This window comes from Agrobacterium tumefaciens (assembly GCF_005221325.1).
Taxonomy (GTDB): domain Bacteria; phylum Pseudomonadota; class Alphaproteobacteria; order Rhizobiales; family Rhizobiaceae; genus Agrobacterium.
The window spans coordinates 659617-684777 of the sequence record NZ_CP039888.1; the positions used below are offsets into that span (position 1 = coordinate 659617).

General features: G+C 60.2%; 27 protein-coding genes. 18 read left to right on the plus strand and 9 right to left on the minus strand.

Features of this window, described 5'->3' with window-relative positions:
- Positions 1-149: 149 nt before the first annotated feature.
- The 4 genes from CFBP5499_RS03475 to CFBP5499_RS03500 all read right to left on the minus strand — a co-directional run bounded on the left by CFBP5499_RS03475 (position 150) and on the right by CFBP5499_RS03500 (position 6021).
- Positions 150-1256 carry a quaternary amine ABC transporter ATP-binding protein gene (locus CFBP5499_RS03475; protein ID WP_080825567.1) on the minus strand — a complete coding sequence of 369 codons (1107 nt, stop codon included), beginning with the start codon at positions 1254-1256 and terminating at the stop codon, positions 150-152.
- The gene (locus CFBP5499_RS03480; protein WP_080825566.1) at positions 1249-2157 is read right to left on the minus strand and encodes an ABC transporter permease; all 909 of its coding nucleotides are present in this window, start codon (positions 2155-2157) and stop codon (positions 1249-1251) included. Before CFBP5499_RS03480 ends, CFBP5499_RS03475 begins: the two co-directional genes overlap by 8 nt.
- A 257-nt stretch (positions 2158-2414) precedes the next feature.
- The gene (locus tag CFBP5499_RS03490) at positions 2415-3425 is read right to left on the minus strand and encodes an ABC transporter substrate-binding protein (RefSeq protein WP_080825565.1); all 1011 of its coding nucleotides are present in this window, start codon (positions 3423-3425) and stop codon (positions 2415-2417) included.
- Positions 3426-3921: 496 nt separating this feature from the next.
- Positions 3922-6021, minus strand: a complete 2100-nt coding sequence (locus tag CFBP5499_RS03500) for a S9 family peptidase (protein ID WP_080827421.1) — start codon at positions 6019-6021, stop codon at positions 3922-3924.
- Between the two features lie 236 nt (positions 6022-6257).
- Here CFBP5499_RS03500 and CFBP5499_RS03505 point away from each other — a divergent pair, with 236 nt between their 5' ends.
- From CFBP5499_RS03505 to CFBP5499_RS03520, 4 genes are all read left to right on the plus strand, one after another.
- The gene (locus CFBP5499_RS03505; RefSeq protein WP_080825564.1) at positions 6258-6659 is read left to right on the plus strand and encodes a DUF930 domain-containing protein; all 402 of its coding nucleotides are present in this window, start codon (positions 6258-6260) and stop codon (positions 6657-6659) included.
- A gap of 105 nt (positions 6660-6764) precedes the next feature.
- The gene (locus tag CFBP5499_RS03510) at positions 6765-7673 is read left to right on the plus strand and encodes a dihydrodipicolinate synthase family protein (protein WP_080825563.1); all 909 of its coding nucleotides are present in this window, start codon (positions 6765-6767) and stop codon (positions 7671-7673) included.
- A 72-nt stretch (positions 7674-7745) separates the two neighbouring features.
- The gene (locus CFBP5499_RS03515; RefSeq protein WP_175416602.1) at positions 7746-8471 is read left to right on the plus strand and encodes a polysaccharide deacetylase family protein; all 726 of its coding nucleotides are present in this window, start codon (positions 7746-7748) and stop codon (positions 8469-8471) included.
- A 113-nt stretch (positions 8472-8584) separates the two neighbouring features.
- Entirely contained in the window at positions 8585-9664 is a 1080-nt protein-coding gene (locus CFBP5499_RS03520; protein ID WP_080825561.1) for a bifunctional transcriptional activator/DNA repair enzyme AdaA, read from the plus strand.
- Positions 9665-9968: 304 nt separating this feature from the next.
- Here CFBP5499_RS03520 and CFBP5499_RS03525 read toward each other — a convergent pair whose 3' ends face one another.
- Both CFBP5499_RS03525 and CFBP5499_RS03530 read right to left on the minus strand, forming a co-directional pair.
- Positions 9969-11165, minus strand: coding sequence for an AI-2E family transporter (locus CFBP5499_RS03525; protein ID WP_080825560.1), 1197 nt, complete (start codon positions 11163-11165; stop codon positions 9969-9971).
- A gap of 84 nt (positions 11166-11249) precedes the next feature.
- On the minus strand, positions 11250-12110 hold the full coding sequence (locus tag CFBP5499_RS03530) for a VOC family protein (RefSeq protein ID WP_080827420.1): 861 nt from the start codon (positions 12108-12110) through the stop codon (positions 11250-11252).
- Positions 12111-12389: 279 nt separating this feature from the next.
- Here CFBP5499_RS03530 and CFBP5499_RS03540 point away from each other — a divergent pair, with 279 nt between their 5' ends.
- The 4 genes from CFBP5499_RS03540 (at position 12390) to CFBP5499_RS03555 (ending at position 14824) form a co-directional block, all read left to right on the plus strand.
- Positions 12390-12800 carry a universal stress protein gene (locus tag CFBP5499_RS03540; RefSeq protein WP_080825559.1) on the plus strand — a complete coding sequence of 137 codons (411 nt, stop codon included), beginning with the start codon at positions 12390-12392 and terminating at the stop codon, positions 12798-12800.
- Between the two features lie 122 nt (positions 12801-12922).
- Positions 12923-13243 carry a TraR/DksA family transcriptional regulator gene (locus CFBP5499_RS03545; RefSeq protein ID WP_080827419.1) on the plus strand — a complete coding sequence of 107 codons (321 nt, stop codon included), beginning with the start codon at positions 12923-12925 and terminating at the stop codon, positions 13241-13243.
- 310 nt (positions 13244-13553) lie between these two features.
- Complete coding sequence (trhA, locus tag CFBP5499_RS03550; RefSeq protein ID WP_080825558.1) at positions 13554-14222, plus strand: PAQR family membrane homeostasis protein TrhA; 669 nt, start codon at positions 13554-13556, stop codon at positions 14220-14222.
- 104 nt (positions 14223-14326) lie between these two features.
- Positions 14327-14824 carry a GNAT family N-acetyltransferase gene (locus CFBP5499_RS03555; protein ID WP_080825557.1) on the plus strand — a complete coding sequence of 166 codons (498 nt, stop codon included), beginning with the start codon at positions 14327-14329 and terminating at the stop codon, positions 14822-14824.
- 212 nt (positions 14825-15036) lie between these two features.
- On the opposite strand, the gene msrB is transcribed toward CFBP5499_RS03555, so the two are convergent.
- Positions 15037-15444 (minus strand): peptide-methionine (R)-S-oxide reductase MsrB, encoded by a 408-nt coding sequence (gene msrB / locus CFBP5499_RS03560; RefSeq protein ID WP_080825556.1) that lies wholly within the window; start codon positions 15442-15444, stop codon positions 15037-15039.
- A gap of 202 nt (positions 15445-15646) precedes the next feature.
- On the opposite strand from msrB, the gene CFBP5499_RS03565 reads away from it, so the two are divergent.
- The 10 genes from CFBP5499_RS03565 (at position 15647) to CFBP5499_RS03610 (ending at position 24001) form a co-directional block, all read left to right on the plus strand.
- Entirely contained in the window at positions 15647-18016 is a 2370-nt protein-coding gene (locus CFBP5499_RS03565) for a putative monovalent cation/H+ antiporter subunit A (protein WP_137066236.1), read from the plus strand.
- On the plus strand, positions 18013-18432 hold the full coding sequence (locus CFBP5499_RS03570) for a Na(+)/H(+) antiporter subunit B (protein ID WP_080825555.1): 420 nt from the start codon (positions 18013-18015) through the stop codon (positions 18430-18432). The genes CFBP5499_RS03565 and CFBP5499_RS03570 overlap by 4 nt, the downstream gene beginning before the upstream one ends.
- On the plus strand, positions 18432-18809 hold the full coding sequence (locus CFBP5499_RS03575) for a Na+/H+ antiporter subunit C (protein ID WP_006316622.1): 378 nt from the start codon (positions 18432-18434) through the stop codon (positions 18807-18809). Before CFBP5499_RS03570 ends, CFBP5499_RS03575 begins: the two co-directional genes overlap by 1 nt.
- A gap of 19 nt (positions 18810-18828) precedes the next feature.
- Positions 18829-20406, plus strand: a complete 1578-nt coding sequence (locus CFBP5499_RS03580; RefSeq protein ID WP_137066238.1) for a Na+/H+ antiporter subunit D — start codon at positions 18829-18831, stop codon at positions 20404-20406.
- Positions 20403-20882, plus strand: coding sequence for a Na+/H+ antiporter subunit E (locus CFBP5499_RS03585; protein ID WP_080825554.1), 480 nt, complete (start codon positions 20403-20405; stop codon positions 20880-20882). The genes CFBP5499_RS03580 and CFBP5499_RS03585 overlap by 4 nt, the downstream gene beginning before the upstream one ends.
- Positions 20879-21265, plus strand: coding sequence for a cation:proton antiporter (locus CFBP5499_RS03590; RefSeq protein WP_080825553.1), 387 nt, complete (start codon positions 20879-20881; stop codon positions 21263-21265). The genes CFBP5499_RS03585 and CFBP5499_RS03590 overlap by 4 nt, the downstream gene beginning before the upstream one ends.
- Complete coding sequence (mnhG, locus tag CFBP5499_RS03595) at positions 21262-21594, plus strand: monovalent cation/H(+) antiporter subunit G (protein WP_080825552.1); 333 nt, start codon at positions 21262-21264, stop codon at positions 21592-21594. Before CFBP5499_RS03590 ends, mnhG begins: the two co-directional genes overlap by 4 nt.
- Positions 21595-22027: 433 nt before the next feature.
- A complete protein-coding gene (ros, locus tag CFBP5499_RS03600; RefSeq protein ID WP_003509257.1) occupies positions 22028-22456 on the plus strand; it encodes a MucR family transcriptional regulator Ros in 429 nt (142 codons plus the stop codon).
- Between the two features lie 302 nt (positions 22457-22758).
- The gene (locus tag CFBP5499_RS03605; protein WP_080825551.1) at positions 22759-23181 is read left to right on the plus strand and encodes a helix-turn-helix domain-containing protein; all 423 of its coding nucleotides are present in this window, start codon (positions 22759-22761) and stop codon (positions 23179-23181) included.
- A complete protein-coding gene (locus CFBP5499_RS03610; RefSeq protein WP_080825550.1) occupies positions 23174-24001 on the plus strand; it encodes a DUF6456 domain-containing protein in 828 nt (275 codons plus the stop codon). The genes CFBP5499_RS03605 and CFBP5499_RS03610 overlap by 8 nt, the downstream gene beginning before the upstream one ends.
- Before the next feature lie 3 nt (positions 24002-24004).
- On the opposite strand, the gene CFBP5499_RS03615 is transcribed toward CFBP5499_RS03610, so the two are convergent.
- Complete coding sequence (locus CFBP5499_RS03615) at positions 24005-24421, minus strand: SufE family protein (RefSeq protein ID WP_080825549.1); 417 nt, start codon at positions 24419-24421, stop codon at positions 24005-24007.
- 210 nt (positions 24422-24631) lie between these two features.
- Positions 24632-25057 carry a DUF5330 domain-containing protein gene (locus tag CFBP5499_RS03620; protein ID WP_080825548.1) on the minus strand — a complete coding sequence of 142 codons (426 nt, stop codon included), beginning with the start codon at positions 25055-25057 and terminating at the stop codon, positions 24632-24634.
- Positions 25058-25161: the final 104 nt, after the last annotated feature.

Genomic DNA, 25161 nt, shown 5'->3' on the forward strand with positions numbered 1-25161 from the left:
TGCCGGAATCCAGTCGACGCGCGTCCGCGCGGCGAGAAGAGTCTTTCTTCATCCCGGGGACCGGGGCTGGCTGGATACCGGCTCAAGGCCGGTATGACGAAAACACTAGACGTCGTGAACGCGGTAACCCGATCGGTTCCGGCTCCAGCTCACGCCGTTTCCTTTTCGACCGGCGCCATGGCGCCCCGCACCGTCTCCGGCTTCTCCTCCACCTCAGCCGCCACCACCGCCTCCTGCGGCGCGGGCGTCACCATGGCCGCCACCAGCGTGTCTAGACCGATGCTGCCGACAGGTTTGCCGTCCTCATCCACCACATGGGCCTGGGTTTCATTCGCCTCCGACATATCGCGGGCAATGGTTTCCAGCGTGGCGTTCTCAGGCACGGACATGCCTTCGGGCTTGCTGTCCAGCGGTTCCATGACCGTGGTCGCCTGCAACACGCGGCTGCGATTGACGTCGCGCACGAAGTCGGTGACGTAACCATCCGCAGGGGAAAGGATGATGCTCTGGCCGTCGCCCTGCTGCACCACTTCGCCGTCTTTGAGGATGGCAATATGGTCGCCGAGCCGCAAAGCCTCATCCAGATCGTGGGTGATGAACACCACGGTCTTTTTAAGTTCCTGCTGCAGATCGAGCAGCATGGTCTGCATATCGACGCGGATCAGCGGATCGAGCGCCGAATAGGCCTCGTCCATCAGGAGGATATCGGCGTCATTGGCAAGCGCCCGGGCAAGGCCCACACGCTGCTGCATGCCGCCGGAAAGCTGGTTCGGATAATAATCCTCGTAACCGGCAAGGCCGACCCGCTCCAGCCAGTAACGGCCCTTTTCCTCACTCTTGCTGCGCGGGACGCCCTGGATATCGAGCCCGTAGACGCTGTTTTCGAGCACGGTGCGGTGCGGCAAAAGACCGAATTTCTGGAACACCATGGCCGTCCTGTGGCGGCGGAACTGGCGCAGCGCCGAGGCGCTCATGCCGCAGATGTCTTCGCCGTCATAGAGGACTTCACCCGCCGTCGGGTCGATCAGCCGGTTGATGTGGCGGATGAGCGTCGATTTGCCCGAGCCGGAAAGCCCCATGACGACGGTGATCTTGCCGCCCGGCATGGTGATGTTGATATCGTTGAGGCCGAGAACGTGGTTGTGCCTGTCGTTCAGCTCGACCTTGGTCATGCCTGCGCGCACACGTTCGAGATATTTCTCGGGATGTTTGCCGAAGATCTTGTAAAGATTCTTTATTTCGATGCTTTTAGCCATGGGAGACCTCGCGGTATTTCTGCAGGCGCTTGCCGAAAGCCTGGCTCGCCCGATCAAACATGATGGCGATGGCGACCAGAGCGAAACCGTTCAGGAAGCCCACCGTGAAGAACTGGTTGTTGATGGCCTGCAGCACGTTTTTGCCGAGCCCGCCGACACCGACCATGGAGGCGACGACGACCATGGCGAGCGCCATCATGATGGTCTGATTGATGCCGGTCATGATGGTGGGCAACGCCAGCGGCAGCTGCACATTGAACAGCTTCTGGCCGTTGGAGGAGCCGAAGGCATCGGCCGCCTCCAGCACTTCCCGGTCCACCAGGCGAATGCCGAGGCTGGTCAGCCGGATGACGGGCGGAATAGCATAGATCACCACTGCGATCAGGCCCGGCACCTTGCCGATGCCGAAAATCACCACCACGGGGATGAGATAAACGAAGCTTGGCAGGGTCTGCATCACGTCGAGCACGGGATTGATGAGGCGTTGCAGGCGCTCGGAACGACCCATCAGGATGCCGAGCGGCAGGCCGATGACGATGGCGATCAGCGTGGCGATGGCGACGATGGAGAGCGTCGTCATGGCATCGCGCCAGAGGCCGACGGCGCCGATCATGAAGAGGGAGAGGGCGGTGCCGGCGGTGATCCTGAAGCTGCGCCCGGCCAGATGCACGATGGCGAGAATGACCAGCATCGTGATGATCCACGGTGTCTGGATGAACAGCCGTTCCGAGGCGTTGAGGAAGAGTTGCAGCGGATGCACGATAACGTCGATCGCATCGCCGTAATTGCGCACGATGTCGCGAAAACCATCATCGATGGTTTTGCGTGCCACGCGCATGGTGGAGTTGTCGATGGCCGGGAACTTGCAGAGCAGGTCCGGCAGGTAAGTGCAGAGGGGCATTATTGTTGTTTTACCTTTGGGTTGGGGGATGGAGGTGGAGGTCGGAGTGCGCGAGGCACCCCCCTCTGTCCTGCCGGACATCTCCTCCACAAGGGGGGAGATCGACAAGCGGCGAGGTATCGCCAATCACGCACGTCGCGGATTTGTGAGGAGGGGGTGCGCCCAGCCAATCTCCCTCCTTGTGGGGGAGATGCCCGGCAGGGCAGAGGGGGGTAAGCCACGGTTACGAAGCGTAACTTTCCCGCTCCATCAACCAATCACATCGAAGCCTTGATCTTCTCCGCCACCTCGGGCGAAACCCACTTCGTCCAGATATCCTCGTGGTTCTCGAGGAAATACTCAGCGCCGTCCTCGTTGGTGCCCTGGTTGTCATCCATCCAGGCCAGAACCCCGGCAACCGTGGCGTTGTCCCACTGGCGCTTGCGGATATAATCGATGGAAGGACCAGCCTTTTCGGCGAAATCCTTGGTCACGACAGTGAAGACCTCCGCCACCGGATAGGCATTGGGCTTGGGATCGGCGCAATCGGGCTTGGCGATGCAATTATCGTAAGCCGCGCGGTCAAGCGGAACGCCGTCGTCCAGCTTTACCATATCGTATTTGCCGAGAATGGCAGTTGGAGCCCAGTAGTAGCCGAGCCAGCCCTGCTTCTTTTCATAGGCATTGGAAATCGAGCCATCCAAACCGGCCGCGGAGCCGGTATCGATCAGGGAAAAGCCCTTTTCGTCAGCCTTGCGGGCTTTGAACAGGTTGGCGGTGGTTGGCTGGCAGCCCCAGCCCGGCGGGCAGCCGAACACCGCGCCCTTGCTGGCGTCTTCAGGGGCGGGGAATAGGTCGGGATGCTTCAGCGCGTCTTCCACCGTCTTGATGTCAGGGTGTTCGTCGGCAAGATATTTGGGGATCCACCAGCCTTCGACGCCGCCCTCGCTGAGGATTTTGACTTCCTGAATGAGGTTGCCACTTTTGACCGCGTCCTCATAGGGCGCGCCGAGCGTGTTAACCCACATTTCGGGCGCCATGTCGGGCTGGCCCTTTTCGTTCATGGAGGTGAAAGTGGGGGTTGTATCGCCGCTGACGACATTGACCGTGCAGTCATAGCCGTTTTCCATGATGAACTTGTCGACGTAAGCCGCGACACCGGCGGATGCCCAGTTCATTTCGGCGATGGTGATGTTGCCGCATGTCTCTGCGGCATTGGCGGAATTTGCTGCACCGGCAGCGATGATAAAGCCCGTTACGAGAATGGTCGAGGCGAGGAGTTTCTTCATGTGTAAGACCCCCAAGTCTGATGCAGTGTTTTCATTTGGCAAAGCGGGAGCACTGCAAAGCCCGGATTGCCAAGGGCGAACTGACATGGCGCATGAAAAAGCCGAAAAATGACGGCGAGAAGAATATCCGCAGAACACGCTGCGGCACTGCCGCAAGGAGGGCGGCGAAAAGGCGCATGAATATGTCAACGACCGGCATAATACGGCCAAAAAGTGATATTGCAACGCAAAATGGCGCATTGCAGCCATGCGCTCAATTTTCAAGGTGACTTCTCATGTCGTAGGATACATGAGCGTTATTTGAATTTATGGAGGATATATTTGGTAATTCAGTAGTTGGAAATAAAAATTCAATAATAGTGAAAGTCATATTTTCATAAAATAATAAGCCGAGATTTTGTGGAAAAAATATTCGATAACAGGATTTTTGTAGGTATTTTCGTCTCTGATTGGGTCGGGCGGCGACGGAATCGCCGCCCGTTCCACGGTCAGTACGTCACACGGCGTCTTTGTCGGCCACCTTCAGCGCGAAGGCATATTCGAAGGCGATTTCCTCCAGCCGCTGGAAACGGCCCGACTTGCCGCCATGGCCAGCCGCCATATTGGTCTTGAGCAGGATCGGCGCTTCTCCCGTCGTCTTTTCACGCAGTTTCGCCACCCATTTGGTCGGTTCCCAATAGGTCACGCGCGGATCGGTCAGGCCCGAAAGCGCAAGGATCGGCGGGTAACGCTTCGCAGCGACATTGTCATAGGGGCTGTAGGCGGCGATCCACCCATATTCCTCTTCCGATTCCAGCGGATTGCCCCATTCCGGCCATTCCGGCGGGGTCAGCGGCAGCGTGTCGTCAAGCATGGTGGTCAGCACGTCCACGAAGGGGACGGCGGCGATGATGCCGGCGAATTTCTCCGGCGCCATATTGGCAACAGCCCCCATCAGCATGCCGCCGGCCGAACCGCCTTCAGCGATGATGCCCTCATAGGAGGTGAAGCCTTCCTGAACCAGATGATCGGCAGCGGCGATGAAATCCTTGAAAGTGTTCTGCTTGGCTTCCATCTTGCCGGTTTCGTACCATTCGAAACCCTTGTCCTTGCCACCGCGAATATGGGCGATTGCATAGATGAAACCACGATCGGCCAAGGACAGCGTAGTGGTGGAAAACGATGCGGGAATGGTGATGCCGTAAGCACCATAGCCATAAAGCAGGCAGGGCGCAGAACCGTCGAGCGCCACATCCTTGCGATAGAGCAGGGAGACCGGCACCAGCTCGCCATCATGGGCAGGGGCCATGATGCGGCGGGTGATGTAATCATCCGGATTATGGCCCGAGGGCACTTCCTGCGTCTTCAGAAGCGTGCGGTCGCGCGTCACCATGTTGTAGTCGAACAACTGGCTCGGCGTCGTCATCGAGGAATAGGAAAAGCGGATGACGTCGGTGTCATATTCCGCCGCGCCATGCAGGCCGAGAGAATAGGCCTCTTCCGCAAAGGCAATGGAGTGCTCCTCGCCCGAGCGCCGGTCGCGGATGACGATGCGCGGCAGGCCGTCGCGGCGCTCCAGCCAGATCAGGTGGCGGGCATAGGCATCGACGGAAAGGATGAGACGGCCCGGCTCATGCGGCACGACTTCTTTCCAGTTTTCCTTGCCCGGTGCGGTGACCGGCGCTTCGACGATGCGGAAATCCTTGGCGTCGCCGTCATTGGTGAGGATGAAGAAAACGTCGCCGCCTTCGCACATCGAATATTCGATGCCCTCTTCGCGCTCTGCCACCACGGCAGGCTCGGCCGTCAGATCCGTGGTGGAAAGAATGCGATATTCGCTGGTCTCATGGTCGTGAATGTCGATGAAGATGAAATCGTCGAGAACCGACGCGCCGACGCCCATGAAGAAACCGGGGTCCTTTTCCTCATAGACCAGACGGTCGGCCGATTGCGGCTCGCCGATGATATGATGGAAGACCTTGGAGGGACGATGGTTCTCGTCCTGCAGCGTGTAAAAGAAGCTCTTGCCGTCAGGCGCCCAGGCCCCGCCGCCGCCGGTATTTTCAACGATATCGGCGAGGTCTTCGCCGGTCTGGAGATCGCGGATGCGCAGGGTGAAATATTCCGAACCCTTGTCGTCATAACCCCAGATGCCGCGGCTGTGATCGGAAGACTGGTCGAGGCCGGAGAGGCGGAAATAATCCTTGCCCTCGGCTTCCTTGTCACCATCAAGCAGCACATGTTTCTCGCCGCCATCACGCGGGGTGCGGAAATAATGCGGCTGCTCGCCGCCGGTCACGAACAGCGTGCCATAGGCATAGGGCCCGTCATTGACCGGCACGGAAGAATCGTCCTGCTTGATGCGGCCCTTCATTTCCGTAAACAGCTTTTCCTGAAGCGCCTTGGTATCGCCCATGGCCGCTTCCATATAAGCGTTTTCCGCCTCAAGATGGGCGCGGATGGCAGGGTCGAGAATGGAGGTGTCCTTGAACATGGCCTGCCAGTTATCGGCCCGGAACCAGGCGTAATCATCGGTGCGGGTGATGCCGTGATGCGTATCCTGAACGGGCCGTTTTTCGGCGGTCGGAGCAACGGGCAGGTTCTTGAAAATCGGCAAGGGAAACTCGCTTTCGTATGAAAAATCCATGGTCTTTACCAGGGGCGGCACCAAGATGTAGAGTGCACCCCGTGGCCGATCAAGTTTCAAATCTCCACAGGCGTATTATGGCTCGGGCACAATTTCGTCAGCTTTCGATCACATTTTGGCAATATCCGGCAAATCAGCGATGATGCGCGCCGGTCCCCGGCCCGCCGTCCATCGGCAAGAACAAACGAAAAAACTGACAGGATCCCATGCGAAAGCTTCTTCCCGCTGCCCTTTCTGCCTTTTTCCTTGGCTTGCAGGCCTTCACGCCCGCTTTTGCGATCGACGCCAACGTCATGCGGCAGTTGAACGTGCTTGCGCCCGAGGAGCGCCTGGAGCAGCGCTGCGATATAGAGGCGATGGAGAGGATCGCGACCGAGCAGAAGGGCATGCGGCCGGACAAGGTCATCGCCTATACGTTCGGTGATCCGGAAGTGGGCAAGAATTCCATCAAGGCCTCGGGTGCAGTCTTCAGAAGTGCCGGTGAATGGTACAAGCTGAAATATAAGTGCCAGCTCAAGAGCGACAGCCTCTCCATCCAGTCCTTCGATTACCGCGTCGGCGACAAGATTCCCGAAGAGCAGTGGAAGAAGTTGTATCTTTATGACTGACCGCCGAAATTTTCGGCGTGCCGACGAAGTTTAGCCCCCGCTTTTCTTGCCGCTCCGCCAGCGGCTCTGTAACCCTGCTTGCTGATCGAAGCGAGGGAGACGGACATGGCGACACGATTCAAGGGACTTTCGGCTTTTCCGATTACGCCGGCTGACGAGGCCGGGCGGGTCGATGTCGAGGCCTTCTCCGCCCTGATCGCGCGGCTGGATGCGGCGGAGGTCGATTCCGTCGGTATCCTCGGCAGCACCGGCATCTATATGTATCTCACGCGTGAGGAGAGACGTCGCGCCATCGAGGCAGCCGCCACGATCCTGAGGGGCAGGCGCACACTGATGGCAGGCGTCGGCGCCTTGCGCACCGATGAAGCCGTGGCGCTGGCGAAGGATGCCGAAGCGGCCGGCGCGGACGCGCTGCTGCTCGCGCCCGTGTCCTACACGCCGCTGACGCAGGAAGAGGCCTATCACCATTTCGCCGCCGTGGCCGGCGCGACGGCGCTGCCGCTCGCCATCTACAATAACCCGACGACCACCCGCTTTACCTTCAGCGATGAGCTTCTGGTGCGGCTGGCCTATATCCCGAATATCCGCGCCATCAAGATGCCGCTGCCGGCCGATTCCGATTACGCCGGTGAGCTTGCGCGTCTGCGCCCCAAGCTGTCGGACGATTTCGCCATCGGCTACAGCGGTGACTGGGGCTGCACTGAGGCCACGCTCGCGGGCGGCGACACCTGGTACAGTGTGGTTGCCGGCCTGCTGCCCGTTCCGGCCCTGCAACTGATGCGGCCGGCTCAGGCCGGCAATGAGGAGGAGGCAAAAAGGCTCGACGCGGCCTTCCAGCCGCTTTGGGCGCTGTTTCAGGAATTCGGCAGCATCCGCGTGGTTTATGCCGCCGCCAACATCCTTTCGCTCACGGTGAGCGAACCGCCCCGGCCAATCCTGCCGCTCAGCAGCGCGGAGCGCCAGCGGGTGGAAGGGGCGCTGGAGGCACTATCCGCGCCGGAAACCGCGCCATAATTCGGGCGCTTTGCGGGCGGATTGCCACGGGAATACACTGCATGACACTGCATGATACTGCGGAAAATGAAAATGATGCGTCGCTTCCTCCTTGCTGCCCTGCTTGCCTCTGCCGCCTCCACCGCCTTTGCGGGGAACGGCCTTGTCGAACCGTCGCTGAAAATGACGCCGCAGCATGACGGCAAGGTGCGGGTGGCAATGACGCTCGATGCCTGCATGGGCAAGACCGACCACCGCATCCTCGATACGCTGGTGCGCGAGCGAATTCCCGCGACGATCTTCGTCACCACCCGCTGGCTGAAGCACAATGGCGAGGCCCTCGCGGTGCTGATGGCGCATCCTGACCTCTTCGAGATCGAAAACCACGGCGAAAATCATGTGCCGGCAGTCGATAAACCCGTGTCCATCTACGGCATAGCCGCTGCCGGCTCCGAGGCGGCGGTCATACAGGAGGTGGAGGGCGGCCGTCAGGCGATCGTCGCCGCCACCGGGCTCCAGCCGCAATGGTTCCGTGGTGCGACGGCCAAATATACGAATTCCTCCATGGCCACCATCAACCGCCTCGGCATGCGGGTGGCGGGTTATTCCGTCAATGGCGATGGCGGCTCGCTTCTGGGCGCCGCCGCGACGGCAAAACACATCGCTGCTGCAAAAGATGGCGACGTCATCATCTCCCACATCAACCAGCCCACCCATGAAGCGGGCGAGGGCGTGGTGAAGGGCCTTCTGGCGCTGAAGGCGCGCGGGGTGATTTTCGCACGGCTGGACGACCCGTCCTTTGCACCGCCGGGGAATTGAAGCTGGGACAGATCTTTCCTCATTCCTGTGACAAGCACAGAAATGAGGTCGTGAGCCACATCCACGCCCGTTTTTCGGCGGCATGCCGCTCGAATTTGCGCTAGCATCCCCCCATGATGCTGTTCAAACGCCCCGACACTGAAACACTCTATTCCGCCCTTGTGAACAAGGACCCCGCCTATGAAGGCGTGGCCTATGTCTGCGTGACCTCCACCAAGATTTTCTGTCGCTTCACCTGTACGGCGCGCAAGCCGAAGATCGAGAACTGCCGGTTCCGTGAAACCATCGCCGAATGCCTGGAGGCTGGTTTCCGCCCGTGCAAGCGCTGCAAGCCGATATTGTCCTATGGCACGGCCGACGAAACCGTGACCGCGCTTCTGACCGCGCTGGAAAACGAACCGGCGCGGCGCTGGCGCGAGGAGGATGTGGTGGCGCTCGGCCATGATCCCTCCACCGTACGGCGCACCTTCAAACGCCGTTTCGGCATGAGCTTCCTGGAAATCGCCCGGCTGCGGCGGGTGGGAGATGCGGCGGAAAGCCTTGCCTCGGGCGAAGCGGTGATCGGCGCGCAGATCGATGCCGGTTACGAATCCGGCAGCGGCTTTCGCTCGGCCATCAACCAGTTTTTCGGCACCTCGCCCGCCGCCATGAAGGGCAGGGGGTTCCTCAAGGGCGACTGGATCGATACCCCGATCGGTCCGATGCTGGCCGTCGCTGACGATCACGCCCTGCATCTCCTCGAATTCGCCGACCGGCCCGCCCTTCCTGCCGAGTTGAAGCGGCTGAAGGCGCGCACCGGCGCGGATATGGTGCTCGGCCGCACCGCGGTCACGGGCCAGATCGCCGCGGAACTCGCCGCCTATTTTGCCGGCAATTCTGCCGCCTTCGAAACCCGGCTCGCGGGCCACGGCACGCCCTTCGAACGCGATGTCTGGCGGAACCTGCGGGAGATTCCGGCAGGTGAGATTGTCAGCTATTCCTCGCTCGCAACTAGCATGGACAGGTCCTCCGCCGTGCGCGCAGTGGCCCGTGCCAATGGCGCCAACCAGATCGCCATCGTCGTTCCCTGCCACCGGGTGTTGGGCGCGGATGGCAGCCTGACGGGGTATGGCGGGGGGCTATGGCGCAAGAAGTGGCTGATTGAGCACGAGCGCCGCATGGCGAGCGCGCAGGGATTGCCGCTCGCTTCCTGAGCGGCCTGGCGGTTGGGTTTCAGGAGGTTGTTAATTGATAGTGGAGTGGGTGGGTGTGGTTTACCCCCCTCTGCCCTGCCGGGCATCTCCCCCTCAAGGGGGGAGATCGGCAGGAGGCGCTTTCGTCGCTCCATTCTCAAGCGTCGAGATGGGCGAGACCTCGCCGCTTGTCGATCTCCCCCCTTGAGGGGGAGATGCCCGGCAGGGCAGAGGGGGGTAAACCCCACGCGCCCTCCGCCAACGGACAATCCCCTGAAAGCCCACACCTAGAGCATTTTCGCACTTCCGACCAGAAACCCGGCGTCTAATCCGGCAGCTTAGGCACCACTCGCCGCGAGGGAAACAGTTCCCGCGTCACCGTCATGGCGATCAGTGACAGCGGCAGGGCCAGCATGGCGCCGGCCGCTCCCCACATCCATGTCCAGAAGATGATCATCACGAAGACGAGGAAGGGGTTGATCTCCATGTTGCGGCCCACGACAGCCGGAAAGGCGAGGTTTTCCATCAACAGGTGAATGGTGAAGAAGATCGCCGCCGGCATGAGCGCCAGAATCATGTTGTCATGGGTGATGATGCCGGCCACCGTCAGCGAAATCGTCATGGCGGTGATGCCGAGAAACGGCACGAAGCTGGAGAGGAAGGCAAACAGCCCCCAGAGCAGCGGCATGGCCAGCCCGCCGAAATAGGCAATGACCACCATGGTCACGCCAAGCCCGGCATAGATCAGCGCCGCCGTGGCGAAATAGGTGCCGAGCACCTCCTCCACCGAACCGATGATGCGGATGGTGCGCAGCCGCTGGTGGCGGGCGGGAAAAGCCATGATGATCGCCTTGCGCAACCGCAGCCGGCTGTAGAGAAACATCAGCAGCGCGGCGAGGAAGATCAGGCCTTGAATGACGGCGGGGGTGATGTTGGCGCCGATCACGGAAATGATCTCGCCGCTGCGCGAAATCAGCGATTCCATCGACATAGACCCCATGCTGAAACTGGCGGCTGAAATATTCAGCCATCGGAGGCTTTGCAGATAGGGCAGGAAACGGTCGATGCTGCGTTCCACCAGCGCCGGCCCCTCCGAGGCCAGCAGAGAGAGCGGCTCGGTCAGCGAATTAATGACGAAGAACATCACCACCGCCACGAGGCTGGAAAGAATGAGCGCGACGCCAAAGCCGGGAATGCCATAGGAGCCGAGTTTTTCGGCGGCGATGCCGAGGATCATGCCGACCACGATGGCCATCACCACCGGAATGAGGATGAGCGACAATTCGTGGATGACCGCCATCAGCATGATGAGAAAGATGCCGATGACAGACCAGGCGACAACCACCTCCAGCGCTTCACGGCCGAGCGGCTGCTGGCTGCGCGCATCATCGCGACGCGAGCCGGACATAGGCTCTTCCAGCGGATCCGCTCTTGTTACCGGAATGACTCCGGTCGTCGTGCCGGCATTTGCAGCAGCGCCGACCAAGCTGCCGGTCTTCTCCGGCCTGGCATTTTCATTCATCGAACGGTCCCCCAATAAGGTGACAAACGTTCGAGAAATGTGGCGGTTCCGGGGCGGCACAAATTTCTGCCGCCCCTTTTGCGTTTATGCGGAAAGCTTTAGCCCGATCCCCCAGGGGTCTTTGAGGACGATGCCGTCACTTTGCCTTTCGGTCGCGATTTCCAGCCGGTCGAGGGCCGCGATCGCCGTGTCGAGCGCGGCCTTCTCGTTGAACTTCAGCGAATAGCCGGCAAGGCCGGTCATGTTGTCCTTGCGGGCTACTGCCCCCCGGCTGTTCCAGATATTGGCGGCCACATGATGATGATAGGCCCCCGAGCCGAAGAAGCTCGCACCGGGATAACGCGCCATGATCTTCAGCCCCAGCACATCCTGATAGAACTCATCCGCCTGCGGAATATTGCCGACCTGCAGATGGATATGGCCGATGGCGGTTCCATCAGCAGCGCCGGTAAACGCCGTTTTCGGCGCGCTGTCGTAAAGCGCCCGCAGGTTGAGGCCGATCGTCGCCATCTCCACCGTGCCGTCGGGCTGGTAGCTCCATTCGTCCGGCGAACGGTCGCGATAGACCTCGATGCCGTTGCCTTCCGGGTCGGCAAGATAGATCGCCTCGCTGACCAGATGGTCTGACGCGCCCTGAAGCTGGATATTGTTATGGGCGGCATGCGCCAGCCAATGGGCGAGATCATTACGGCTCGGCATCAGGAAGGCGGTGTGGAACAGGCCCGCGGCATTGCGCGGCGCGCGTTCCGCCGTGTCGGAGGTGGACAGCGTCAGCAGCGGCTGGCCGTTTACCCCAAGCACTTCGCCGCTCGGATTCTTTTCAAGAACGGAAAGACCGATGATCTTCTGGTAAAAATCCGAAACGCGCGGCAGATCGTGAACGACGAGATGCGCCTGACCGACATAGGCCGGCCGCGTCAGGGCGAATTGTTTGATTTCACTCATCATGATCTCCATATTGAATCCGAAGCGCCATGGGGCGGATCGGTCGCCGATGATATCGGCCGACGCCGCTTTGCGGCGTTTGTCGAAGGCGAATATGGGCTGGTTTCGTCGTTCAGCAAAGATCGCAGTGTGGCGATTGACTGTCCACCATTCGTTGACAATGCCACCCGCTGGCGCTCTCTCCGGCTTTGACTTCGATCAAGGTGAAGACGGCGCTGCCGGGGAAATATGAGCCGAGCCCGACACGCGAAATGGCGGATCAAGCCAAAGGAGACAGCCATGTACAAGAAGATCATCGTACCGGTAGACCTCAGCGCCACCGACAAGGGGGAAAAGATCCTCGCCAGGGCCAAGGCGCTGCTGGACCCCGAAGGCGAGATCGTTCTCATCAACGTGGTCGAGGAACTGCCGGGTTATATGGCGATCGACCTGCCTGTCGACCTCATCGAAAACGCCATCAAGGACGCCAAGACCAAGCTTTCGGACCTCAAGACCAAGGCAGGTTTCAAGGGCAGCCAGGAAATCAGAAGCGGCGCACCCGCACGCGAGATCATCGCCGCCGCCGAAGAGCACAAGGCGGACCTCATCATCATCGCGTCGCACACGCCTGATTTCAGCAATTATTTCATCGGCGCCACCGCCGACCGCGTGGTGCGCCACGCTAAATGCTCGGTGCTGGTGGATCGCTAAGAGTTTGACGTTTTAGGGTTGCGGGCGGGTTTCCCGCACCCCAAGCTTTTCCAGGAAAAGTGGAATCCGGTTTTCCGTCCGGAAATGCGACAAAACAAGAAGATCGGCTGGAGGAGAAGTCCATGAATGTCGAAGGTTACGAAAAAATCCTGCGTGACCGCCAGCGCGAGCTTTATCGCCGCCTGCACAAAATCGAGGCCGATTTCGAGGAGCCGCGCAACCCCGATGACGAGGATCGCGCCAGCGAACGCAGCAATGACGAGGTGCTGGACGAGCTGGGGCAGGTGGGGCAGGACGAACTGCGCGCCATCGATGCCGCGCTCGACCGCGTCGCGAACGGCACTTTCGGCACCTGCGTCAAATGCGGAAGCAAGATTTCGGAGGATCGGCTGAAGGCGGTGCCCTATACGCCGTTTTGCCAGGAATGCGCTGCGGCTTTGTGAGGGTTGCGCTCTCTTTCTTCCGTCATGCCGGACCTGATCCGGCATCCAGCCGACGCGCGTCTGCGCGGCGAGAGATTTCTTTCAGCCCAAGGACTTGGGCTGGCTAGATACCGGCTCAGGGCCGGTATGACGGTGTGTAGGTACGACACCTGAAAAACTTATCCTTATTGCCAGGGAACGTCGCCTGCCCCCAACCTCTCCTTTCGCAACAGCCTCGAACGCAATTTGATCGCCGTTAACCGGACGCTGTCTTGTTCCTGTCTAATATTGTCTCCATGCTTTGATGAAGCACACAGACGGGATTGGACCAATGAGCGAGATGTGGCGGTTCGGGCGCCAGTATGATTTTCACGAGATCGTCGCCGATGGCATCGTCCACGGTGTCGGTATCGTATTTGCGCTGGTCGGCGCCACGGCGCTGATTTTTTACGCGACCGTCTGGGGCACGCTGAGCGCGATTGCCGCGGCGTGGATTTACGGTCTCGGTCTCGTCGCCTGTCTTTCCGTATCCTTCACCTACAATATCTGGCCGCATTCCAGGGTGAAATGGTTCCTGCGCCGCCTCGATCATTCGGCCATTTTCATTCTCATCGCCGCCACCTATACGCCCTTCCTGATGCGCGGTATCAACGATCCGCTGATCGCCGTCATGCTGGGCCTCATCTGGCTCGCGGCGCTCTGCGGCATTCTCCTCAAATGCCTGTTTCCCGGCCGTTACGACCGGGTGGCCATCGGCCTTTATCTCGCCATGGGCTGGAGCGGCATCATGGTGGTCGAGCCCCTGTCGTCGCATCTCGCCCCCGTCACGCTCTGGCTCATCGTCGCCGGCGGTGTCATCTATTCGCTCGGCGTGGTGTTCCATGTCTGGGAAAAGCTGCGTTTCCAGAACGCCATCTGGCACGGTTTCGTCGTCTCCGCCGCTGCGGTTCATTATTTCGCCGTGGTCACGGCCTTCAGCTTCGTTCCGCTCGCATCGTAATGACCGGCGCACTGGACATTGCTCCGCGTCATCGCTTAAGGCTCGTCGCAGGAGCCGCCGCCTTTCCACGGCTGCTCGTTCGGAAATATGAGGGTGAAGCAATAATGACCGTGGAACTGCGCGACGCGACCGTCGACGATCTCTCCGGCATCATGGAGATTTACAACGATGCGGTCGTCAACACGACGGCGATCTGGAACGAGGTCGTGGTCGATCTGGAGAACCGGAAGGAATGGTTCGCCGCCCGCACGTCACGGGGTTTTCCGGTCATCGTCGCCATTCTCGACGGCAAGGTTGCCGGCTACGCATCCTATGGCGACTGGCGCGCTTTTGATGGCTATCGCCACACCCGCGAACATTCGGTCTATGTGCACAAGGATGCCCGCGGCCACGGCATCGGCAAGCGGCTGATGCAGGCGCTGATCGACCATGCGAGCGGCAACGACGTGCATGTGCTGATCGCCGCCATCGAAGCGGAAAACACCGCTTCCATCCGCCTGCATGAAAGCCTCGGTTTCAGGGTCGTCGGCCGGTTTTCGGAAGTCGGTATCAAGTTCGGCCGCTGGCTGGATTTGACGTGTATGGAACTGAAGTTGGGCTAGTAGGCTGGATGGGTTGACGAGAGACGTCGCCCTTGTGCAGGACGTCCAACCTCTCCTCCGTCATCCTCGGGCTTGTCCCGAGGATCTGCAACCGATTGATTTTATTCGACGTGTTTGGATCCTCGGCACAGGGCCGAGGATGACGCTGAGTGCTTGGGATGGGCGTCAGTAAACCCACGTCGCTTGCCGTATCGGCGTCACCCACTACCCAATCAAACCGGCTCGAACACCATCGAATGGCCGTTAATGCAATAACGCAGTCCCGTGGGCGGCGGGCCGTCGGGGAAGACGTGGCCGAGATGGCCGCCGCAATTGGCGCAGCGGATTTCCGTGCGCACCATTCCGTGGGTTGCATCGCGATGTTCCGTCACAGCGCCGGGCTTCACAGGCTCGAAATAGCTCGGCCAGCCGCAGCCGGCATCGAATTTCGTATCGGAAAGGAACAGCGGCTCGTCGCAGGCCGCGCAGCGGTAGAGGCCCTTCTGGAATGTATCCCAATAGGGTCCGGTGAAGGCGCGCTCGGTGCCGTGTTCGCGCAGGATGCGATATTGCTCCGGCGTCAGCTGCTCACGCCAGTCCGCATCGGTCTTGTTCACTTTGGGGGATGTCAGATCGCTCATGGAATGATCCTTTCTGTTCCCGCCACAAATAATCATCGCCGCCGCCGATTGAAAGGGGCGAGGCGTCATAACGCGTTCGTTATGGGGCGGGAGTACCGATTTGGGTTGAGATGCCGGTGGGTATGGCTTAACTGAAACTCGATTTGAAAGAAGAACGCCATGCATTGGCGCGAAGGGATGGGGGACATCCCAGGAGATGTGAATGACATCAGATGTCACGGCGCTGACATTCCTGTCGCTGTTTCTGCCGTTTCTGGCAGCGCTTGCCGCGCCGGCCCTGGTGAAGAGGTTCGGCCATAATGCCGCGTGGATCATCGCGATCGCGCCGGCTTTCGCCTTCGTGCATTTCGCGCTGATGCTGCCGCAGATTGCGGCGGGCGGCGTGGTGACGGGCGGTTATGCCTGGGTGCCGAGCTTCAATCTCAGCTTCTCCTGGTTCATCGATGGCCTGTCGCTCACCTTCGCGCTGCTGATAACAGGCATTGGCGTGCTGATCGTGCTTTATGCCGGCGGTTACATGAAGGGGCATCCGCAGCAGGGCCGGTTCCTGTCCTTCCTGCTGCTGTTCATGGGCGCGATGCTGGGCGTCGTGGTCTCCGACAGCCTGCTGATGCTGTTCGTGTTCTGGGAACTCACCTCCATCACCTCCTTCCTGCTGATCGGCTTCGACCATGAGCGCGCCGCCTCGCGTCGGGCTGCGCTGCAGGCGCTGGTGGTGACGGGCGGTGGTGGGCTTTTGCTGCTTGCCGGGCTGATCTTCATCTGGGACATCAGTGGTTTGACGCAATTGTCGATGCTGGTGCGCGGTGGCGATATATTGCGTGACAGCCCGTTTTATCTGGCGGCGCTGCTGCTGGTCCTCGGCGGTGCCTTCACCAAATCGGCGCAGTTTCCCTTCCATTTCTGGCTGCCAAACGCCATGGAAGCGCCCACGCCGGTCTCGGCCTATCTGCATTCGGCAACCATGGTGAAGGCCGGCGTCTATCTCCTGATGCGGTTCAACCCGGTTCTCGGAGATACTGCCGCCTGGCAGATCCTGCTGCCCTTCTTCGGTGGCCTGTCCATGCTCACTGGCGCGTTGCTCGCCGTGCGCCAGACCGACCTGAAGCTGATGCTTGCCTATACCACCGTCTCCTCGCTCGGCCTGCTCGTCATGCTCACCGGTTTCGGTTCGGACCACGCCATCGAGGCGGCGGTGCTTTATCTGGTGGCGCATTCCCTGTTCAAGGGCGCCCTGTTCATGGTCGCGGGCATCATCGATCACGAGACCGGCACCCGTGACGTGACGAGGCTCGGCGGCCTGCGCAAGGCCATGCCCATCACCTTCGCCGCCGCACTTGCCGCCGCCATCTCCATGGCCGGCCTGCCGCCGTTTTTCGGCTTTCTCGCCAAGGAAGAGATTTATTACGCGCTGGCGCATGGCAATCCGCGCGCGGTGCTCTTCACCGGCATCGCTATCATCGGCAACGGGCTGATGTTCGCCGTGGCCTTCGCCGTAGGCTTGAAACCCTTCCTCGGCAAGCCGGTGAAAACCCCCAAACACGCGCATGAGGGTCCGTTGCTGCTCTGGCTCGGCCCGGCGCTGCTGGCGCTGAAGGGGCTCACGACAGCGCTCTTTGCCGGCATCGCGCATTTTTACATCTCCGCCCCCATGGCAAGCGCCATTGCGGGTGAACCGCGCCCGGTGGAAATCTCGCTCATTCCCCATATCGGCGTGCCGCTCAGCCTGTCGCTGCTGACGGTCGCGCTTGGCATCGCCCTTTACACAAAGCTTTCCGCGGTGCGCAGCCTGATGGACCGCAGCTTCAAGGCGCTGGGGGCCGGGCCGGACAGGGGCTTTGATGTCTTCATCGAAACGCTGGTGAGGATTTCCTTCCACGCCACACGGGTCATTCAGCCCGGCCGGCTGGAGTTTTACGTCACCGCCACCTTCGCCGTCATCGCCGCCGTGCTGCTGGTGCCGCTGTTTCTCTATGACGAGCTGCCGTCGATCCCGGCCTGGCCGAATGACATGCCCATTCACGAGCTGACCTTCATCGTCATCGCGGTGGCGGGTCTCTTCGCGGTGCTGACGGCATCGAGCCGGCTGACGGCCATCATCGCGCTCGGCATTCAGGGTTTTGCGGTGGCGGTCATCTTCCTCCTGTTCGGCGCCCCTGATCTCTCCTTCACGCAATTCATGGTCGAGACGCTCTCGGTCGTCATCCTGACGCTTGTCATGACGCGGCTGCGCCTGTCGCCGTCGGACCATCGCGGGCTCGGCCAGAAACTGCTTGATAGCACCATCGCCATTGCCTGCGGAACCGGCTTTGCCCTGTTCCTGATGCGGGCGACGGAGGCGAGCTTCGACAACCGCCTGACCGACTTCTACAACACCTATTCCAAGATCATCGCCCACGGGGCGAATGTGGTGAATGTCATCATCGTCGATTTCCGCGGCACGGATACGCTCGGCGAAATCGCTGTCGTGATGATAACCGGCCTTGCCATCCTCGCGCTCATCCGCATCCGCCCCGCCGCCGCACTCAAGGGGCCGGCGAAGACGGCGAAAAAGAAGGGAGCGCGGACATGAACACGCTCATCCTGCGCACGGTCGCGCCCGTCGTCACCAGCCTCATGGTGCTGTTTTCCATCTTCGTTTTGCTGCGTGGCCATAACGAGCCGGGCGGCGGTTTCATCGGCGGATTGATCGCCGTTTCGGCGCTCTCGATCTACGGCATCGCCTACGGCGTGACGGCGGTCCGGCGCGCCATCGTCTTTCATCCGCTCTCGATTGCCGGAGCAGGGCTGCTTCTGTCCATGCTGTCAGGCTTGGTCTCCATGGCATCAGGCGTGCCGTTCATGACCGGCCTCTGGGTCTATCCGAGCCTGTTCGGCGTCGAGGTGCCGCTCTCCACCGTCATGTCCTTCGATATCGGGGTTTATCTCGTCGTGGTCGGCGCCATCACCTCCATTGCGCTGGCGCTGGAAGAAAGGGAAAGCGACTGATGGAAGCGGTGTTCTCCATTCTCGTCGGCATCTTCTTTTCGGTGGCGATCTACCTCATGCTGTCGCGTCACAGCATCCGTATGCTGCTCGGCATCGCCATTCTCGGCAATGCGGTCAATCTGCTCCTGTTCACGGCGGGCAGGCTGACGCGGGACGTGCCGCCTATCATTCCGGCGGGCATGGACACGCTGCCCGCAGGTGCCGCCAATCCGCTGCCACAGGCGCTTATCCTGACGGCGATCGTGATTTCCTTTTCCTTCTTCTGTTTCCTTCTGGTCCTGACCTGGCGCGCCTTCCAGGAGTTGCAGACCGACGACACGGACGAAATGCGCACCGCAGAACCCGCCGGCGAGCCCTTGCCGCCGCTCGGTTATTAAGCGGCGAGGCTGAGACGACATGGCTTCCTCCACCCCATCAGCAGTGACCGATCTTTCCGCAGCGCTTGTGATGGCGCCGGTGCCGCTTGCCGACTGGCTGATCATCCTGCCCATCGCCCTCTGCATAGGCGCAGGTGCCGTGCTGATGATGATGCGCCACGCCATCCGCCACCATGCGGCTGTTGCTATTGCCGCGCTTGCTCTGCTGGTGATCCTCGATGCAGCACTGCTCTGGAAGGTTGCGACGCAAGGCCCGTTCACCATGGTCATGGGCCGCTGGCTGCCGCCCTTCGGTATTGCCTTTACTGCCGATCTCACGGGCGCGCTGCTGTCTCTCGCCGCCGCCATCGTCGCGCTTGCCGGTGCCATCCATGCGGGCAGCGATATCGATGCCAGCGCAAGGCGTTACGGTTTTTATCCTTTCCTGATGCTGCTGATGGCGGGCGTCACCGGCGCTTTCCTGACCGGTGATCTCTTCAACCTCTATGTCTGGTTCGAGGTGCTGCTGATCTCGTCCTTCGGCCTCATCGTGCTGGGCTCGACGCGGGAGCAGATCGACGGCGCGCTGAAATACGCGATCCTCAACCTCATCGGCACGACGCTGTTCCTGATCACGGTCGGATATCTTTATGCCATCTTTGGCACGCTCAACATGGCCGATATTGCGCTGAAGGCAACGGAGCTGCGCGGCACCGCGCCGCTGATGACGCTCGCCAGCCTCTTCGCGCTCGCCTTCGCCATGAAGGCGGCTGCCTTCCCGGTGAATTTCTGGCTGCCCGCCTCCTATCACACGCCGCGCATCGTCGTTTCCGCGCTCTTTGGTGGCCTGCTCACCAAGGTCGGCATCTATTCGTTGCTGCGTGTCATGGTCATGCTGTTCCCGGTCGAGCGGGAAGAACTCAGCATCGTCATCGCCATTTCCGCCGCGCTCACCATGGTGCTGGGCGCGATGGGTGCGCTTGCCCAGAACGATATCCGCCGCATGCTCGGTTACATCGTCATCTCGGGCATCGGCTACATGATGGCCGGCATCGCCATCGGCACGCCATCAGGCGTCACCGGCGCAATCTTCTATGCCCTGCATTCCATGGTGCTGATGACGGCGCTTTATCTCGCCGCCGGCCATGCCGCCCGCCTCGGCGGTGGTTTCAGCCTCACGTCGCTTGGCGGCCTTTACCGGCAGGCCCCGTGGTTTTCAGCGCTGGCGCTTGCGCTGTTTTTCGCCGGTTCCGGCCTGCCGCCCTTTTCCGGCTTCTGGCCGAAGACGGTTCTGGTCAAATCGGCCATCGACATCGGCGCATGGTGGCTCGCCGCCGCCATTCTCGTCTCCGGTTTCATCGCCACCATCGCCTTCGGGCGGATATTCCTGCTCTGCTTCTGGCGCCCGGCAACGGCGTCCGCCGGCCAACCCTCCTTGCAGCCCGCCACACGTCCGCCGGCCCCGTCTGTCGTGCCGCTGGTGGGGCTGACTTTGCTGGTGGTGTTTTTCGGCCTGTTCCCGGAAAGCCTGCTCAATCTCAGCCAGCAAGCGGCGAATGATCTTGGTAATCCGCAGGCCTATATTCAGTCGGTCTTTCCGCAAGGGGGCAAGCCATGAGCCTCTATATCGTGCAATTTCTTTTCGTCGCCGTATGGCTCGCCGTGACGGGCAGCGTCACGCTGGCGAATATCGTCTTCGCCCTCATTGTCTCGACGCTGGCGCTCGGGCTGATCCGCCACCAGCTTCCGGGCGGGCGCAGCCACTGGCTCAGGCTTTTCCGCGTGCTGTCGCTGGTGCTGCTGTTCTTTAAGGAATTGGCGCTCTCAGCCTGGAAGGTGGCGGTGCTGGTGACGCGGCCGAAGCTTAGGGTACAGCCCGGCATTTTCGCCTATCCGCTGACGGTGACGACGGATTTCGAAATCACGCTGCTTGCCAATCTCATCACGCTCACCCCCGGCACGCTCTCCGTCGATATTTCCGAGGATAGAAAGACGCTCTACGTGCACGCGATCGACTGCAGCGATATCGAAGCCACGAAAAAAGACATCCGAAACGGCTTCGAAAGAAAAATCATGGAGGCGTTCCAGATATGACGCCGGAACTGATAGTTTCATTTGCAACTATACTTGCAACGGTTGTTCTCTCGGCCGCCTTTTTGCTGACAGTCTATCGTGTCGTCATTGGTCCCACCCTGCCGGATCGCATCGTCGCGCTCGACATGCTGGTGGGCATCGCCATCGGCTTCATCGCTGTTATCGCCATCCGCACCGGCTTTACACTTTATGTCGATATCGCCATTGCGCTCGGGCTGGTCGGTTTTCTGGCCACGGTCGCCTTTGCCCGCTTCGTGCTGTCGCGCGGCCCTGACGATCGACGCAGGCGATCGACGGTTCTCGATGGCGAGCGGGCATCTGAAGTAATTGAAAAAACTATGGAAAATAGTGCGCACGGCAAAAAAGGGAGGGGCAGGCGATGACGGGCTGGATCGTGGCAATACTCGTTGCAGCGCTGATGGTTTCCGGTGCTCTCTTCTCGCTGATTGCGGCAATCGGGCTCAATCGGCTGCCGGATGTCTATACCCGCATGCACGCCGCTTCCAAGGCGGGAACGGTGGGGTCCGGCCTGTTGCTTCTGGCGGTGGGCATCCATTCCATGGAACTGTCGACGCTGGCGCGGGCCTTGGCCGGTTTCCTGTTCTTCATCCTCACCGCACCGGTCTCTGCGCATCTTCTTGCCATGGCGGCACACAAAGCAGGTTATCCACTGGCCGATAAATCGGTAGTTGATGAGTTCAAGAAAATTTGAAGTTGAAAATCCCCCCAATAAATGGGGGTATTCATTTTCAATTACTACTAGGCATAGTATTTTATTACCCGTAATTTTTTGTATTCGAATTAGACTGTTTTGAACTGAAAAATTGACACTAGGAATTTGACTTTTGCTGTTTTGCTGTTATCCAAATTAAGTGTAAAGTTGCTCATCGCGATTTGCATCTAGCCTCTTCATAGTCGGCATAGGCATTTTATTGATGTCTAATCTATGGCCCATCGGACCATTGCTGCCCATGTCGCGGGCCGTAAGTTGAATCTCGGATTAATTCGTTTCCGGTTTTCGCTTGAAATCTAGGGGTAGATTTCACGTTGGTTTCAACAAAGCGAAGGTGGGGCACCGGGTAACTTCACATCGCTCGATGCGGCGTTCGCCCGCTTCAGGGGATCAATAAACAGGAGATACTTAAATGACGGAAACTGCATACGGTAACGCCCAGGATCTGCTGGTCGAACTGACGGCGGATATTGTGGCTGCCTATGTTAGCAACCACGTCGTTCCGGTCACTGAGCTTCCCGGCCTTATTTCGGATGTTCACACGGCGCTCAGCGGAACATCGGCACCGGCATCGGTGGCGGTCAATGTCGAAAAGCAGAAGCCTGCCGTCTCTGTCCGCAAGTCGGTTCAGGACGATCACATCGTCTGTTTGGAATGTGGCGGCTCGTTCAAGTCGCTGAAGCGGCATCTCACGACGCATCACAGCATGACGCCGGAAGAATATCGCGAAAAATGGGATCTGCCGGTCGATTATCCGATGGTTGCTCCCGCCTATGCCGAAGCCCGTTCGCGGCTCGCCAAGGAAATGGGTCTCGGCCAGCGCCGCAAGGCCAGCCGCTGATTGTAACGACGGTCCGGCCTGTCCTTCTCCCCGGTGGGGAGAAGGCGGCAAGGCTCAGACGTTTGCCCATACAGGCTATTTTGACGTCGTCTCTTTGCGTATGGAAAATGTCCAGCCGGTCCATCGACCGGCTTTTTTATTGCCGCGCGGAATCTCGGATGAGGAAAAAAATCCTTCCCCGCTGGTGCTTTTTTGTAAAAAACAGCGCGAAATCAATCGATAAACTTGCGAAGGCAAAATCGTACTTCCCCGCATCCGTCCGCAGGTGTATGAATTAATTCCTATTCGTAGAGGAGTTGCATATGCCGTCGGATACATCGCTTCTGTCTGCCGCCGCGCGGCCTCGCATGCAGGTCGTTCATCGCCCCTTCAGTCACTGGCCGCCGGTTGCCGGGCGGGAGGAGGTTGCCCGTCTTTGCCGTCTGGTGCGGCAGCTCACCGGCGAGATGGTGCAATTGACGGGTGATCGCTTTGCGGCGCGTCGTGACCGCCGGCGCATCGAATGCCATATCCGCCAGATCGCCATGTATGTCTGCCATGTCGCGCTCGGCATCCCCATGTCCGATATCGGCCCCTGCTTTGGCCGGGACAGGACGACGGTGGGCCATGCCTGCCAGGTGGTCGAGGATCGGCGTGACGAGCCGGCCTTCGATGAGTTCGTCGCCGTGCTGGAGCGGCTGGTCGTCGGCATTTTCAGCGTGATGAAAGGGGGAAGGGATGAGTGAATTGAAAAACGCCCAGACCGCTTCCGCACATCGTGTCCTGCTGCGGCTTCTGCGCTGCATCGCGGCCGGCGCGGCCGATATTGCCGAGGAGAGGGATGAGATCGTCCTGCGCCGCAGGCGCCCGGGACAGGCGGTCCAGCGGTTTCCGGCAGAAACGGTGCGGCTTGCCGTGTCTTCCGGTCTGGTCGAGTGGCGGCAGAACAGCCTTTCCGCGGCACCGCCGCTTGCCTCCTATCTGAAACGGGCAATGGCAAAGGACCGGGACGAGGTGTTTCAGGAGCAGCACCGGGATATCAAGACCGTTATTGTGGAGATCGACGAAACGAAGCAGCAGGCCCGTCGCAACCTCAACACCTCGCCGCTGACCAGCCTTTCACGGTTGAAGGAGCGGGATGGCAGCGCATTTTTCCCTGAAGACGCACTGGCGGCGGGCGAGCGTCTCGCCGCCGATTTTCATCGCGGCCATCTCAACCCCAGGGTCACGGCGACATGGGAGCCGCGCATTGCCAGCCGCAGCAAGGGGGAGGCGGGAGGCGCACTTGATCTTAACGAGGCAGCAATGGCCGCAAGAACGCGGTTTTCCCGCGCGGCGGATGCGATGGGACCGGAACTCTCGGGCGTTGCCATCGATATCTGCTGCTTTGAGAAGGGGCTGGAGACGGTGGAGCGGGAAAGGTTGTGGCCGGCGCGCTCGGCAAAATTGCTGCTGAGGGCCGCGCTGCTCTCGCTCGCCCGCCACTATGCGCCGCCTGTGAACCACGCGCAGGGCAGGGATCGCCATTGGGGCGATGCGGATTATCGCCCTTCGATGACGCGGTGACGCTCAGGCGGCGAGCAGCCGCGCTTCCTCGCGAATACGATTGATCATCGAACGCAGCCCGTTGCCGCGCCTCGAAGAAAGATTCTCCACGAGACGCATTTTGTTGAACACATCAATGGCGTCGAGGCTGGCGATTTCGGAGGCCCTTTTGCCGGAATAGATGGCGAGAACTATTGCGACGAGGCCACGCACGATTTCCCCGTCGGAATCTCCTTCAAAGGTCATGACGGGATTCTCTGTGCCGTGGCGGTGGCTGATAAGCCAAACCTTACTAAGACAACCAGGAACGTAAGTCTCAGGCGCACGCTTGTCCTCCGGCAGCTCGGGAAGCGCCTTGCCGAGTTCGATGACATAACGATAGCGGTCCTCCCAGTCGTCGAGGAAAGCGAAGTCGTCAAGGATCGTTTCGAGAGAGGCCATGGTTGCGCCGTATCATCCGTTATTCAATGTCTTTCCTAGGATATAGGGGAAGTGAGCGCGGTTTTGAACCATGTGCAAGAAAAAGCCCACGGAAAACAGGTTTCCGTGGGCAAGTCAGGCAGGCAGTCGGCGGACGGATACCTCCGTCTGCAAATAAATGGCGCGGCGCTGGCAAAAATCAGGGGCCGGCGAGATCAGGGACCGACAAGATCAGGGAGTTGGGCGCTTCTGCGGCAGGGGGATGACGGTGCCGGTTTTCAGCATGTCGGCCTCTCCGGGAAATTCGACGCTGACGACGGGTGCTGCGGCGAGCTTTTCGATCTCGGCGGCGACATCAGCGGCAGGAGCGGGCTTCTCACCGGAGGCAAGCTGCTTGTCCAGCAGTTCATAGGCGACTTTTGCGCCTTCCTTTGCGCGCTCGCCGAGAGCATGGAAGGTTTCGGCGCCCTTGACGCAGACGTCGGGCTTTTCGATGCAGATGGCGCTGACATAACGATAGGCTTCACCTGCGGCCGAAACGGCGCTAGGGAGATCAAATGCCGAAGGTTCCTTGGTCGGATCGTTGCTGCTGCCGACATAGGACAGCGCCACGAGCACCAGCGAAAACCAGAATGTTCCTTTGATCAGAAACCACATTGTCAGACACCCTGCCAGATGATCTTTGTTTTCTAAAGCCCCGCCCGCTTTCGGGTCATCGGCCTTTGTCCCGTTTTTTGGGCTTGTGATGAAGCTACAGGCGA